Source organism: Aeromonas sp. 61P, from assembly GCF_051919545.1.
GTDB classification, from domain to species: domain Bacteria; phylum Pseudomonadota; class Gammaproteobacteria; order Enterobacterales; family Aeromonadaceae; genus Aeromonas; species Aeromonas veronii.
Genome location: NZ_JBQBEL010000001.1, coordinates 408,136 through 422,170, shown reverse-complemented (window position 1 = coordinate 422,170; position 14,035 = coordinate 408,136). Strand labels below are relative to the sequence as shown.

Sequence of the window (14,035 nt, the reverse complement as noted above, 5' to 3'; positions counted from 1 at the left end):
ACACCCGGCCATGACAGCAGGATGACACCATGATCCCCGGATCCTTTGCCCTGATCGATGATCCCCTGCTGGCGCTCAAGGTGCGCTGCCACTGGATCCGCTATGCCCGCGAGCGGATCCAGGCGCAGTACTACAGTTGGGAGGAGGACAGCAGCGGCAAGCTGCTGCTGAGCGAGCTGCTTCACGCCGCTCGGCGCGGCGTCAAGGTACAACTGCTGGTGGATGATCTCTATGCCGGTGACAACCGCTTTCTGGAGATGGTGGCTCACTACCCCGGGATCGAGGTGCGGCTGTTCAACCCTTTCTGGCTGCGGGGCTGGCGCCCGCTGGCACTGCTGCTGGAGGGGCTGCTCAGCTTTCGCCGCATCAACCACCGGATGCACAACAAGCTGCTGCTGGTGGATGGCAAGCTGGCGCTGATCGGCGGGCGCAACATCGGCGATCGCTACTTCGGTCTGGATCCGCAGGCTCCCTTCGTGGATCTCGATCTCGCCTGTCAGGGGGGGCTGTGCCAGCAGATGGCGCAGGGGTTCGAGCAGTTCTGGCACAGCCGCTGGAGTCACCCCATCCGCCATCTGCTGCGCCGCGAGCTGCTGCCCGCTGAAATAGCTGTGGTCAACGACTTCCTGTTCACCATGACGGATCCGGCGGTAGCGACGGTCTACGATCTACCCGCAGCGCTGTTTGACGAGCGCGATTTGCCGCTGCAGTGGCATGAAGGGCGAGCCGAGGTGTGGTTCGACCATCCCGGCAAGGGGCTTATCTCCCGTCCCACCACTGCCCGTCAGCTCTGGCGCCAGCTGGCTGACAATCCTGGCTCGCTGGGGTTGGTGACCCCTTACCTCATCCTTACTCGCGGGTTTCGGCACCGTCTGGCGCGGCTGCGCCAGCAGGGGGTCGCCATCGACATTCTCACCAACTCGCTAGCCAGCACCGATGTGCCACTGGTCTATGGCGCCTATCAGCGTTATCTCGGCTGGTTGCTGCGGCGCGGCATCCGGGTCGCCGAGTTTGACCATGGCCACGGCAGCCTGCACGCCAAGCTGATCCTGCTGGGGGAGGAGCGAGCGCTGTTTGGCAGCCTCAACCTCGATCCCCGCTCGCTGTTTCTCAATACCGAGCTGATGCTGCATCTGCACTGCCCGCCGATCTGCGAGGCGCTGCGAATGTGGCTGGCTCGCTGGCAGGAGCAGGCGGGTGGATTGCCGCGCAAACCCGAAGGGTGGTCAAGGCGACTGATAGCCCGCCTGAGTGACTGGTTGCCCCTGCGCCGTTGGCTGTGAGGCGGCCATTTTTTGTGCGAGATCTCGCAAAGCCTTGTAAGCCATTGCTGATGTCCTTTGCGGGTGAATAACCATGCATGAATCTATCTTGCTGTTTTATAACAATTTAGCGGTGATGATAAGGCTGTTTTTTGTACTCTGATGTGAATGGAATTAGCATAAAAACGTTTTTTATTTTGTTTTTATGCGTAATATTTCAGTTGCAAGGACAAACACGGCGGCTTGTCTGCCGTGTGGACGAAGGTTGTAACGGGTAGCTGGCCAGTTGCATCGCTGCAATTGGCGCGCACTTCAGATGGGTCGCGAACTATCGGAAAGTGAAACAGAGACCTGGCGTGGCCGGACTCCAATATGGAACATGCTATTTGCGAGGGGGTGACATGGACATGTCACCCCACTTTTTTGGCCGCTCGCCACCGTTTACCTTTTCCATGACTGTTGCTCATCGCAAGAGCCGCAGAGGGCAAGGCAATAAAGAGAGGGCCGCAATAGCGGCCCTCGGTCTCATCTGCCTGGCGGATTAACCAGCCTTGACGCTGCGGCGACGCTGCAGCCAGACGATCGCCCCGAACAGCAGGAAGCCCGGGATCCACATCCACTCCTTGGTCCAGCGCTCGGTCGGCGCCTTGACGGTGAGGATCTCCTGATCGAACTCCAGCCCCATGGTGGCGGCCGGGCTGCCAAAGGCGACGTTGTCGATCAGCGTCTTGCCATCCTGCTCATAGAGGCTCAGCCCCAGATTGGCCAGCCGCTCTTCGCCATTTGCCCCATCCGGTACGGCGACCAGCAGGGTAAACTTGCGTGGCTTGCCTACGGCATCTTCACCGAGGATCCGCAGCCGCAGGGTGCTCTCCGCCTCCACTTCACCCATGGTTTGGGCCAGCTGGGCAGGCGGGGTCTCGCGATAGGGGTCGTGCACCATGTCCATCCAGAAACCCGGGCGGAACAGGGTAAAGGCGACCAGCAACAGCAGCACGCTCTCGTACCAGCGGCTCTTCACCAGGAACCAGCCCTGAGTGGCGGCGGCGAAGATCAGCATGGCGATGGTCGCCACGATGAAGATCAGCACACCGTGGGCGAAGTCCACGTCGATCAGCAGCAGATCGGTGTTGAAGATAAACAGGAACGGCAGCGCTGCGGTACGCAGGCTGTAGTAAAACGCCGTGATCCCGGTCTTGATGGGATCGCCCTTGGAGACGGCGGCTGCCGCGAAGGAAGCCAGTCCCACCGGCGGCGTCACATCCGCCATGATGCCGAAGTAGAAGACGAACAGGTGCACTGCGATCAGCGGCACGATCAGCCCGTTTTGCTGCCCCAGCGTCACTACCACTGGTGCCAGCAGGCTGGAGACGACGATGTAGTTGGCTGTGGTCGGCAGCCCCATGCCGAGGATCAGGCTCAGCAGGGCGGTCAGCAGCAGCATCAGCAGCAGGTTACCCATGGAGAGGAACTCCACCAGATCCGCCAGCACCAGACCGACCCCGGTCTGGGAGACCGCACCCACGATAATCCCCGCGGTGGCGGTGGCAATGCCGATACCGATCATGTTGCGGGCACCTGCGACCAGCCCTTCCCGCAGATCCACCACGCCGTCAGCGACGGTGCCGTAGTCGTGCTTGCCGTCCTTGCGCAGCCAGTTGAGCAGCGGGCGCTGGGTTAGCAGGATGATCACCAGCATCACGGTACCCCAGAAGGCCGACAGCCCCGGCGAGAGGCGTTCCACCATCAGGCACCATACCAGTACTACTACCGGCAGCAGGAAGTGCAGGCCGGAGAGCAGCACGGTGCGGGTGTTGGGCAACTCGGTGAGCGGCTTGTCGGGATCTTCGGCAGGCAGCGGTTCATTGCTGGCGGCGATCTTCAACAGAGCCACATAGGTGGCAGCCAGCAGTACCGAGATCCCCGGCAGTGCGTAGTCACCCAGCGCAGGTTTGAGCCAGCCGAGGCCATAGTAGACCGCCAGTGACAGGCCGCTGATGAGGGCCGCGCCAAAGGCAAAGCCGGTCAGGCGGCGCAGCCAGGGTTTGGGCTGATGGTTGCCGATGGGCTGCATGCCCAGTTTCAGCGCCTCCAGATGGACGATGTAGAGCAGCGCTATGTAGGAGATGGCGGCAGGCAGGAAGGCGTGCTTGATGATCTCCACATAGGGGATGCCCACGTATTCGACCATCAGGAAAGCCGCAGCCCCCATCACCGGCGGCATGATCTGGCCGTTGACCGAGGAGGCTACTTCCACCGCCCCCGCTTTCTCTGAACTGAAGCCCACCTTCTTCATCATCGGGATGGTGAAGGTGCCGGTGGTCACCACGTTGGCAATCGACGAGCCGGAAATCAGACCGGTCAGGCCGGAGGCGACCACTGCTGCCTTGGCCGGGCCGCCGCGCAGGTGACCGAGCAGGCTGAAGGCGAGCTGGATAAAGTAGTGACCGGCACCGGCCCGCTCCAGCAGGGCACCGAACAGCACGAACAGAAACACGAAGCTGGTGGAGACGCCAAGGGCGATGCCGAACACCCCTTCGGTGGTGATCCACTGGTGGTTGGCCAGCGCGGTAAAGCCTACCCCGCGATGTGCCAGCAGTCCCGGCATCCAGGGGCCCGCCAGGCTGTAGATCAGAAAGACGATGGCGATGACCGCCAGTGCCGGCCCCAGGGCGCGGCGCGCCGCTTCCAGCAGCAGCGGAATGCCGATGCAGGCGGTCACCAGATCGGCGGTGGTGAGGGTGCCGGGACGCAGCGCGAGTGCTTCATACATCACAAACAGGTAAGAGGCGGCGCCAGCAGCGATCAGACCGAGGGCGATATCGCCGAGGGGAACCCGATCCCGCGGCGAGGAGCGAAATGCCGGGAACACCAGAAAAGCGAGCAACAGGGCAAAGGTGAGGTGAATGGAGCGGGTTTCGGTGTCATTGAGTACGCCAAACCCCACCATGAAGGGGAGTGGCGAGGCGATCCAGAGCTGGAACAGGGACCAGGCCAGCGCCAGTGCTGTGATGAGCCAGCCCATGATGCCCAGCGGCAGGCGAGCGCCCACATCCTGGGCGATCAGTTCCTCGGTAGAGAGTTGTTTATCTTGCATAGGGTTAACTTGTGCCAACGAGTACAACAAGAGCGACACCCGCCCCCGCAATCAGGCGGCAGACGGGTGTCGAAGAGAGTGACAAAGGCCCCGGGGCCTTCAATCAGAGCCAGCCGCGCTCTTTGTAGTAGCGGGCAGCCCCTTCATGCAGCGGTGCAGAGAGACCCACCTTGATCATGTCGGCCTCTTTCAGGTCGGCAAAGGCAGGGTGCAGGCGCTTGAAGCGATCCAGGTTGTCGAACACCGACTTGACCAGCTGATAGACCACTTCCGGATCGGTTTTGGCGCTGGTGGAGAGCACCGCTTTGCCACCGATGGAGGGGGTCGGCTCGTCGCTGCCCTTGTAGATGCCGCCCGGGATCTCGGCCTTGCTGTAGTAGCTCTTCTCGGCCAGCAGTTTGTCGATGTCGGCGCCGGTCACAGGTACCAGTACTGCATCTGTGGTGGTGGAGGCTTCCTGAATGGCGCCGTTCGGGTGACCGACGAAGTAGCTCATGGCATCGATGTTGTTGTCACCGAGGGCGGAGGCCTGTTCGGCCGGTTTCAGCTCGGAGACCAGACCGAAGTCACCTTTCTTCCAGCCTTTGACCGCCATGATCTCTTCCATGGTGTCACGCTGGCCGGAGCCCGGGTTGCCGATGTTGACGCGCTTGCCTTTCAGGTCGTCGAAGCTGGCGATCTTGGCATCGCGGCGAGCCAGGATGGTGAACACCTCGCTTTGCAGGGAGAAGACGGCGCGCATGTCGTCCATAGCCCCTTCGGCCTGGAACGGCGGCAGCCCCTTCATCGCCTTGAACTGGTGGTCGGATTGCATGATGCCGAAGTTGAATTCACCGCTGCGGATGCCGTTGACGTTGGCAACACCACCGCCACTGGCCGGGGCGTTGCACTTGATCTGGTGATCGGCGGCGCCGCGATTGAGGAAGCGGCAGATGGACTGGCCAGCGACATAGTAGACGCCGGTCTGACCGCCGGTGCCTATGGTCACGAAGCGCTCCTGCGCTTGTACCGGACCACCGAATGAGACCCCGACCAGAGCCGCCGACAGGGCGCATGCCAAAGTTAATCCTTTCATTTTTTCTCCCTTTTCTTTGATTTTGTTTATCCGATCCCCGGATAAATTGATGGCAATCCCGTTCTGCGCCGGGCTTGCCCGCTCTTCTCGTTGCGCGAAAGCAGGGGAGTTGATCATCCCCCTTTCCGGCAGTCACCCTCATCCTGTGGTGAGGCTACCGACCTCCTGTCGGTCGAAGATAAATTGGCCCCTGAGGGGCCAAATAAAAAGTTGCAAGCACTCCGATTAAGCACATCACCCAACATAAATCAAACGAAATGGCAAAATAGCGGAGTTAAATCTTGAGAAACATGACCTCGATCATTCATTTTCTTGCCGAAGATTAATTTGATATGGAGGGAAATGGAAGAGGGAAAAACTACGAGAGGATTCTTATGCGGCCCTTGAATGACAAGGGCCGGAGTCATGAGAGATCAGTTGGCCGGGGTGGCCAGATCCAGGAGAAAGGCGTATTCCAGCGCGATATCCTCGTAGGCTTTGAAGCGGCCCGACTTGCCGCCGTGGCCGGCGTCCATGTCGGTGTTCAGTAACAACTTGTTATCATCCGTTTTCAGATCGCGCAGCTTGGCGACCCACTTGGCGGGCTCCCAATACTGCACTTGCGAGTCGTGCAGCCCGGTGGTGACCAGCAGGTTGGGGTAGGCTTGCGCCTTCACCTGATCGTAGGGGCTGTAGCTCTTCATGTAGTCGTAGTAGCGCTTCTGGTTCGGGTTGCCCCACTCGTCATACTCCCCGGTGGTGAGGGGGATCGACTCGTCCAGCATGGTGGTGACCACATCGACGAACGGCACCTGCGCCACCACGCCGCGATAGAGTTCGGGCGCCTGATTGATGACTGCCCCCATCAGCAGGCCGCCGGCGCTGCCGCCCATGGCGTAGACCTGATCCCTGGCACCGTAGCCTTGCTCCACCAACGCCTTGGTGACATCGATGAAGTCATTGAAGGTGTTCTGCTTTTTCAGCAGTTTGCCATCTTCGTACCAGTGACGGCCCAGCTCTTCACCACCCCGGATATGGGCGATGGCGTAGACGAAGCCGCGATCGAGCAGGCTCAGGCGCGAGCTGCTGAAGTCGGGATCCATGCTGGCGCCGTAGGAGCCGTAGCCATAGACCAGCAACGGATTCTTGGGCGCATCGGCCTGCTCTTTCTTGAACTTGTCCTTGCGATAGACCAGCGACACCGGCACCGATACGCCGTCGCGGGCGGTCACCCAGAGCCGCTCGCTGGCGTACTGGTCGGCCTTGAAGCCTGCCACCGGCTGCTGCTTGAGCAGGGTGCGCTTGCCGCTCGCCATATCCAGCTCATAGGTGGAGGCGGGGGTAGTCATGGAGGAGTAGCCATAGCGCAGGGCGCTGGTATCCGGCTCCGGGTTGTAGGCGAGCCAAGTGACATAGGCGGGATCGTCGAAGGCGATCTCCTTCTCGTCACCGCTCTGCCAGTTGATCTGGCGCAGTCGGGTCAGCCCCTTGTTGCGCTCCTCCAGTACCAGCCAATCCTTGAACAGGGCGTAGCTCTCCAGCAGCACGTCCGGATTGGGGGCGATCACCGCCTTCCAGCGATCGACCGGGCTCTCCTTGGTCTCGTAGAGGCCGAAGTTCTTGCCATCCTTGTTGGATCGCACATAGAAGCGGCCGCGGTAGTGATCCAGGCTGTATTCGTGATCCACCTGACGGGGCAGGAACAGGCGGGGGGCGTGCTCCGGCTGGTTGGCATCGATCAGCCGCGCTTCGCCGGTGGTGGTGCTGGAGAGGGCGATGACGATGAAATCTTCCGAGGTGGTGGCGTAGAGGCTGATGTAGAAGGAGTCATCCTTCTCTTCATAGACCAGCTTGTCCGTGGCCGGATCCGTCCCGAGCGTGTGGCGATAGACCTGATAGGGCAGTAGGGTCTGCGGGTGCTTGCGCACATAGAAGACGGTCTTGTTGTCGTTGGCCCACACCAGATTGCCGGAGGTATTTTCCAGTTTGTCGATGGCCCACTGGCCGCTCTCCAGGTCGAGGAACTGGATCTGGTACTGACGACGAGAGAGGAAATCTTCCGCCACCGCCAGCCAGCGGTTGTTGCGGCTCACTTCAAGGGCGCCGAGGGCATAGAACTCGTGCCCTTCAGCCCGCAGGTTGCTGTCGAGCAGCAGACTCGCCTGCTCTTCACCGAGCTTGGTGCGCGAATAGATCCCGTACTCCTTGCCCGGCTCATAGCGGGTCTGGTAGCGGTAGCCATTCTTCACATAGGGCACCGATTCATCCTGCTGGGGGATGCGGGCGACCATCTCTTTGTAAAGCTGTTCGCGCAGGGGTTGGGTCGGCTTGAGCATGGCCTCGGTATAGGCATTCTCGGCCTTGAGATAGTCCAACACCTCGGGCTTCTGCCGCTCGTCGTCACGCAGCCAGTAGTAGTTGTCGATGCGGGTATCCCCGTGTTTTTTCAGGGTGCGGGGATGTTTGGCGGCCACGGGCGGCTGGATTGGATGTTCGCTTGTCAGCATGGCGGGCTCTTCATTGGCATAAGTGGGGGGGAGAACTGTCAGAAAGGCTAGCAGCAGAACTCCTCGGGAAAAGGTAAACATGTCGCATCCTTGGCGCTGGAAAGGGTTGGTAGACCTGAGCATCGGCTCCATGAATTGGCGTTAAATCTGCCCCTTGTTGCCGGTGGTTGCAAGCAATCCCTTGTTATTGCAGGAAATGTAATCAAAAAAAGCCGCTATCTCGCGATAGCGGCCCTCTTTCTGGCCATGAGCGGCAAGAGTCCGCTCAGGTGTGCCTCACATGATATGGGAGTGCCCTCTCATGGCCAGTTTTCGTCAGCCTGGGTAGCTCGACCAGCGGTTGGTCGCGCCCTCGTTGCTGATACTCAGTACCTCATAGGGATGGCCCGGAATATCCATGCCCGGCGCACTCTGGGGCATGCCCGGAATAGTCAGGCCACGGATCGCCGGTTTTTCCCTGAGCAGCTTTTGTACATCGGCGGCCGGTATATGCCCCTCGATCACATAGCCATTTACGATACCGGTATGGCAAGAAGCCAGTTCCGGCGCGATACCGTATTGCTGCTTCACTGCGCCGAGCTGCTCGGTTTCGATAACTTCCAGTTCGAAGCCATTCTGCTCCATATGCTCGTTCCAGCTTTGGCAGCAGCCACAATATTTGGATTTGTAGACGGTCATCTTCTCGGCCGCGAGGGCCGAAAAGCTGACGGTACCGGCCAGCATGGCCAGTAACAGGGGTTTGTACATCACTCACCTCAGATTGAAAGAAAAGATGCCCGATACGGGATGCGTTTCAGGTCTGGGTGCGTGGGGGACGTTCGAGCCGCTCGCGCGGAGCGTCCGGCATAAAGAGAGAGGGGGAGGCGAAGTCGGGGGTATCCGGTTCCAGCACGGCGACCGTCAGGCAGTCGCTGCCTACCAGCGTCATCGAGAGGGCGGTGGTAAAGCTGCCGCAGGGCATCGCTTTTTCCAGGGTGCGCTCGCTCTGGCTGCAGTGGGTGGTCAGGGTACAGAGGTCGGTTGCGGCCCGGCTGCCAAACGACATCAACACCAGCACCAGACTCCACAAGGGGAGCCAGCGACGGGCGTGAGCGAGTTGGCGACGGGTGAGAACCATGGAATGACTCGAAAATAACAAGGGGCACATGGTAACCCTGTGCCCCGGGGGAGGGTCAAGCCCTCCCCATGGTGTCAGTCCGCCCGGATTAAGGTTGCTGACGGGTCGCCGCCAGCACGATCTCGCGCACGCAAACGTTGGCAGGCTGGTTCCAGGCGTAGAGCACGGCATCGGCGATCACTTCCGGCGCAATGACGCCACCCATCTGATCTTTCCAGTCGTGGTAACCGGCCTTGATGCTCTCGTCAGTGGTGTGGCTGAGCAGCTCGGTCTCGACCGCACCCGGGGCAATGGTCACCATCCGCACGCCCACATCGGCCATCTCTTCCCGGATGTTCTCGGTCAGGGCGTGCACGGCGAACTTGGTGGCGCAGTAGGCAGCATGGTTCGGGAAGGTCTTGCGACCGGCGATGGAGCTGATGTTGATGATGGTACCGCTGCGGCGCTCCTTCATGCCTGCCAGCACTGCGTGGACGCCGTTCAGCACCCCCATCACGTTGATGTTGAGCATCTGCTGCCACTCGGCGGGATCCTGCACATCGGCCTGACCCAGCAGCATGACACCGGCGTTGTTGACCATGCAGCCGACCGGGCCGAATTGGGCTTCTGCCTGCTGGACGGCGGCTTTCATGGCGGCGGTGTCGGTCACATCGACCCCGATGCAGAGGGTATCGGGCAGGTTCAGCGCCTGCATCGGCTCGACCCGGCGGGCCAGCAGTAGCAGCGGATGACCGGCGGCAGAGAAGGCACGGGCGATGGCGGCACCGATCCCGGCGGAGGCACCGGTGATCACGACGAGAGATTTGGACATGGGTCTTTCCTTCTGATTCAAGAGTCGGTTTGAGCAAACAGGTGGCTGGCCAGCACGGAACCCAATCACTATAGTCACTGCATCTATAAGTGATAAATATTGTTTTCCGCTGGTTATCATCTGAAAAAACTATGGTTGGTTTATGCTGGACTTGAGATTGCTGCGTTTCTTCATCGCCATCTATGAAGAGAAGAACATCACGGCGGCGGCCGAGCGCTGCCACGTCAGCCAGCCCTCCCTCTCGGCGGGACTGCGCCAGCTGGAAGAGGCGCTCGGTGACAGCCTGTTTGTCCGGGGCAAGAAGGGGGTGGTGGCGAAAGATCCGGCCCACTATCTCTATCCTCACGCGGTCAAGCTGGTGGAGGGGGCGCGCCGTCTGCCGGAGCTGTTTCGCCAGAAAGCGACGCGTGCGAGGCTCAATATCGCCATCATGCCGGACTTGAGTCGCCGTCGGGTGGCCGGGCTGTTGCAGCAAGTACAGCGCGTGTTGCCGCAGCTGGATCTCACCCTCTCCGACTACACTACGCCCGCCGACTGCCGCTTGACGCTGGATGCCTTGCGTCGGGAGGACGAGATCTTCCTGCCGCTGTGGGAGGAGGATTACGTGCTCTGCGTGCCGGTCGATCACCCCCTGGCCAGTCGCGAAAGGATCGAGCTGGCCGAGCTGCAACATTATGATTTTATTGAGTGCCCGCCCTGCGAAGCCCATCAGCAGACTATCGGCCTGCTGGCCTGTGACCGGCTTACCCTCAATCTGGTGGCCAAGGCCGAGAGCAAGGGGTTGGTGATGGCGCTGGTGCTGGCGGGGGTTGGCATCAGTTTTCTGCCGGACGGGCTGGTGGAGGATGAGGCGGGGCTCTGTACCCTTCCCGTGAGCGGGCCGCGGATGTTTCGCCGGATTGGGCTCTGCTATCCCGCCCACCAGACCCTCAATCCGGCGCTGCGGGAGCTGATCCCCGAGTTGGCAGGCTATGGCGCTTCCTGATAAGGTCGCTCTCCTGTGCACCTTTACGATGCAGCTCCCCAGACTCCCCTTTTCTGTTTACCTCGCCTTGCTCCGCAAGGCTTTGTTCGGGTGATGTGGTCATGAAACGCATTCTGGTTATTTTTTCCCATCCCGCGCTGCAGAGCTCGCGGGCCAACAAGCAGCTGTTGCAGGCGATTGAGGGGCTAGAGGGGGTCACGGTTCACGACCTCTATCAGCACTATCCCGACATGTTTATCGATGTGAAGCGGGAGCAGGCGCTGCTCTGTGAGCATGACATCATTGTCTTTCAGCACCCGTTTTACTGGTACTCCTGCCCGGCCATCATGAAGGAGTGGATGGATCTGGTGCTGGAGTATGGCTACGCCTACGGCCCCGAAGCCCACGCCCTCAAGGGCAAGCAGTGGCTGAGCGCCATCACCACCGGCGGGGCGCCGGAGTCCTACTGCAGCGAGGGTTACAACAGCCGACCGCTGCTCGATTTTCTGCTGCCATTTCAGCAGGCTGCCACCTTGTGCGGCATGAACTGGCTGCCGCCTTTTGTGCTGCACTCCTTTCACAAGATCAAGGATCCCGCCGCCCTGCGCCGCTGTGGGCAGGACTACCGTCAGCTGCTTTGCGCCTTGCGTGACGATCAGCTGACCCCGGAGCAGCTGGCCGGGCGTCCTTATCTGCGCGACTTGCTGGAGGTGCTCTGATGACACATGGGCAGTTTGTTGGCCGAGCTCATGAGCCGGACCTGATGTTCACACGGAGGGCTGACTGATGGGCCACGGGATCCTGTTTGATGCCTTTATCTACCTCTCCGCCGCCGTCATCGCGGTGCCGCTGGCCAAGCGCTGGGGGCTCGGTTCGGTGCTCGGCTATCTGCTGGCGGGGATCATCATAGGCCCCTTTCTGCTGGGGCTGGTGGGGGAGCAGAAGGATGTGATGCACTTCGCCGAGTTTGGCGTGGTGCTGATGCTGTTTCTGGTCGGTCTTGAATTGCGTCCGGCCCTCTTGTGGCAGCTGAAGGGGCCGATCCTCGGCACCGGCGGCCTGCAGGTGCTGCTCACCACGGCGGCACTGACCGGCGTGGCGCACCTGATCGGTCTGCCGCTGCAACAGGGGCTGGCCATCGGCCTGATTCTGGCGCTCTCCTCGACCGCCATCGTGTTGCAGAGCCTGCAGGAGCGCAAGCTGATGCAGAGCGAGAGCGGTCGCTCCGCCTTTGCGGTGCTGCTGTTTCAGGATATTGCGGTCATTCCGATCCTGGCGCTGTTGCCACTGCTGGCCATGGCGCCGGTCGCCAGCAATGGTGGCTCCGAGCTGGCGGGGTGGCAGCACGGCCTGCTGGTAGTCGCGGCCATCTCAGGCATCGTGCTGGGTGGCCACTACCTGATGCGGCCGGTGTTTCGTGCCATCGCCCAGTCCCACATGCGGGAGATCTTCGTCGCCGCCGCCCTGCTGCTGGTGATCGCTATCGCCGTGTTGATGGAGTCGGTGGGGCTTTCGCCCGCTCTCGGCTCTTTCCTCGCCGGTGTGGTGCTGGCCGACAGCGAATATCGCCATGAGCTGGAGGCCGACATAGAGCCGTTCAAGGGCTTGCTGCTCGGCCTGTTCTTTATGTCGGTGGGGGCGGGGATCGACTTCGGGCTGTTTGCCGAACACCCTTTCCTCATCCCGACGCTGGTGGTTGGCCTGATGGTGCTTAAATGGCTGGTACTGATGGCGCTCGGCTTCATCATCCGCATTTCGCCGAGCCAGCGCTGGACCTTCGCGCTGGCGTTGGCGCAGGGGGGCGAGTTTGCCTTCGTGCTCTTTTCGTTTGCCGCCCAGAACCGGGTGCTGCCCGGTGAGACCATCTCGCTGCTGACGCTGGTGGTGGCGCTCTCCATGGCGCTCACCCCGCTGCTGCTGATCCTCAATGATCGGGTGATCCAGCCCTGGTTCGATTACCGTAACCAGAGCGACGCGCCGCAGCATGAGCAGCCGGAGCTGGTGGAGCATCCGGTGATCATCGCGGGCTTCGGCCGCTTCGGTCAGATCGTGGGGCGTCTGCTGCATGGTCACGGCATCGGTACCACCATCCTCGAGCAGGATGCCAGCCAGATAGAGACCCTGCGCAAGTACGGCTATCAGGTCTTCTATGGCGATGCCAGCCGGATCGACCTGCTCCATGCCGCAGGGGCGCACAAGGCGAAGCTGCTGGTGCTCTCCATCAACGATCCGGCTACCTCGCTGGCGGTGATCGAGATGGTGCAGAAGCACTTCCCGCACCTGAAGATCCTGGCGCGAGCGCTGGATCGACCCCATGCCCACGAGATCCTGCGCCACGGGGTCGAGAGCGTACACCGGGAAACCCTGGGCTCTGCGGTCGATCTGGGGGTGGAAGCCCTGACCCAGCTTGGGTTTAGGGCCAACCAGGCCTGGCGGGCGGGGCAGACCTTCAAGCAGCACGATAACTGGCTGTTGCGCGAGCAGGTCAACTATCTGGATGACGAACACACTTATATCAACAAGAGCCTGCAATACCGGGAGATACTCTCCGATCTGTTGCAAGACGACGAGGAGGGGCAGGAGCGTATCCATGCCCACAACTGGAACAGCGGGCTACCCGACGACGACAAGGAAGCAAAATGATTGCCTATTACCCCATGTTCAAACACCTGCATATGACGCTGGCGCTGGTCAGTCTGCTGCTCTTTATCTATCGCTGGAGTCTGGCGCTGGTCGGCAGCGATCGGTTGCAGCAGAAGTGGCTGAAGATCCTGCCGCATATCAACGATACCTTCCTGCTGCTGTTTGGTGTGTTGCTGGCGGTGGCCTTGCAGTTGAGCCCGGGTCAACAACCCTGGCTGATGGCCAAGCTGATGGCACTGGTACTCTATATCGGTCTGGGTGTCATGGCGCTCAAGCGCCCGGCCCGCGGTCAGAAGCTGGTGGCCGGTGTGGCAGCGCTGGCGGTATTTGGCTACATGGTCGGTGCGGCCATCACCAAGTCAGCCTGGTCGTGGCTGATGTGAGCAAAAGGGGAGAGTCATGCTCTCCCCTGAAATCATATTCTGTGATGAATTAATTAATCGGAGTTTTATGCTAACAATAAATCGCAAGATAGAACTTTCATTTGAGGGATTTTTGGCTAATTTTAGCCTCTAGCGGCTCCTTTTTTGAGTGCATTGTCTTTATAAATCAATTGTTTAGTGTGTTTTGTATGAAAATG

11 protein-coding genes are annotated in these 14,035 nt (G+C 60.6%); 5 read left to right on the top strand and 6 right to left on the bottom strand.

Going from position 1 to position 14,035, the window contains the following annotated elements:
* Positions 1–29 precede the first annotated feature (29 nt).
* Complete coding sequence (locus tag ACTG2O_RS02025) at positions 30–1,283, top strand: phospholipase D-like domain-containing protein (RefSeq protein WP_439975285.1); 1,254 nt, start codon at positions 30–32, stop codon at positions 1,281–1,283.
* A gap of 520 nt (positions 1,284–1,803) precedes the next feature.
* Here ACTG2O_RS02025 and ACTG2O_RS02020 read toward each other — a convergent pair.
* From ACTG2O_RS02020 to ACTG2O_RS01995, 6 genes are all read right to left on the bottom strand, one after another.
* On the bottom strand, positions 1,804–4,359 hold the full coding sequence (locus ACTG2O_RS02020) for a TRAP transporter permease (RefSeq protein WP_439975284.1): 2,556 nt from the start codon (positions 4,357–4,359) through the stop codon (positions 1,804–1,806).
* A 103-nt stretch (positions 4,360–4,462) separates the two neighbouring features.
* Entirely contained in the window at positions 4,463–5,434 is a 972-nt protein-coding gene (locus ACTG2O_RS02015) for a TAXI family TRAP transporter solute-binding subunit (protein ID WP_439975283.1), read from the bottom strand.
* A gap of 413 nt (positions 5,435–5,847) precedes the next feature.
* Positions 5,848–8,001 carry a S9 family peptidase gene (locus tag ACTG2O_RS02010; protein WP_019444686.1) on the bottom strand — a complete coding sequence of 718 codons (2,154 nt, stop codon included), beginning with the start codon at positions 7,999–8,001 and terminating at the stop codon, positions 5,848–5,850.
* Between the two features lie 234 nt (positions 8,002–8,235).
* Positions 8,236–8,667 (bottom strand): DUF411 domain-containing protein, encoded by a 432-nt coding sequence (locus tag ACTG2O_RS02005; protein WP_019444687.1) that lies wholly within the window; start codon positions 8,665–8,667, stop codon positions 8,236–8,238.
* Between the two features lie 46 nt (positions 8,668–8,713).
* Positions 8,714–9,037 (bottom strand): hypothetical protein, encoded by a 324-nt coding sequence (locus ACTG2O_RS02000; protein ID WP_019444688.1) that lies wholly within the window; start codon positions 9,035–9,037, stop codon positions 8,714–8,716.
* 88 nt (positions 9,038–9,125) lie between these two features.
* Positions 9,126–9,848, bottom strand: a complete 723-nt coding sequence (locus ACTG2O_RS01995) for an SDR family oxidoreductase (protein WP_439975282.1) — start codon at positions 9,846–9,848, stop codon at positions 9,126–9,128.
* 142 nt (positions 9,849–9,990) lie between these two features.
* On the opposite strand from ACTG2O_RS01995, the gene ACTG2O_RS01990 reads away from it, so the two are divergent.
* The 4 genes from ACTG2O_RS01990 (at position 9,991) to ACTG2O_RS01975 (ending at position 13,838) form a co-directional block, all read left to right on the top strand.
* Positions 9,991–10,833 carry a LysR family transcriptional regulator gene (locus ACTG2O_RS01990; protein WP_439975281.1) on the top strand — a complete coding sequence of 281 codons (843 nt, stop codon included), beginning with the start codon at positions 9,991–9,993 and terminating at the stop codon, positions 10,831–10,833.
* A 101-nt stretch (positions 10,834–10,934) separates the two neighbouring features.
* Positions 10,935–11,531: a glutathione-regulated potassium-efflux system oxidoreductase KefF gene (kefF, locus tag ACTG2O_RS01985; RefSeq protein WP_005339958.1), complete on the top strand. Its 597-nt coding sequence runs from the start codon at positions 10,935–10,937 to the stop codon at positions 11,529–11,531.
* Between the two features lie 67 nt (positions 11,532–11,598).
* Positions 11,599–13,455, top strand: coding sequence for a monovalent cation:proton antiporter-2 (CPA2) family protein (locus ACTG2O_RS01980; RefSeq protein ID WP_005357666.1), 1,857 nt, complete (start codon positions 11,599–11,601; stop codon positions 13,453–13,455).
* Complete coding sequence (locus ACTG2O_RS01975) at positions 13,452–13,838, top strand: SirB2 family protein (protein WP_019444691.1); 387 nt, start codon at positions 13,452–13,454, stop codon at positions 13,836–13,838. The genes ACTG2O_RS01980 and ACTG2O_RS01975 overlap by 4 nt, the downstream gene beginning before the upstream one ends.
* The last annotated feature ends 197 nt before the right edge of the window (positions 13,839–14,035 follow it).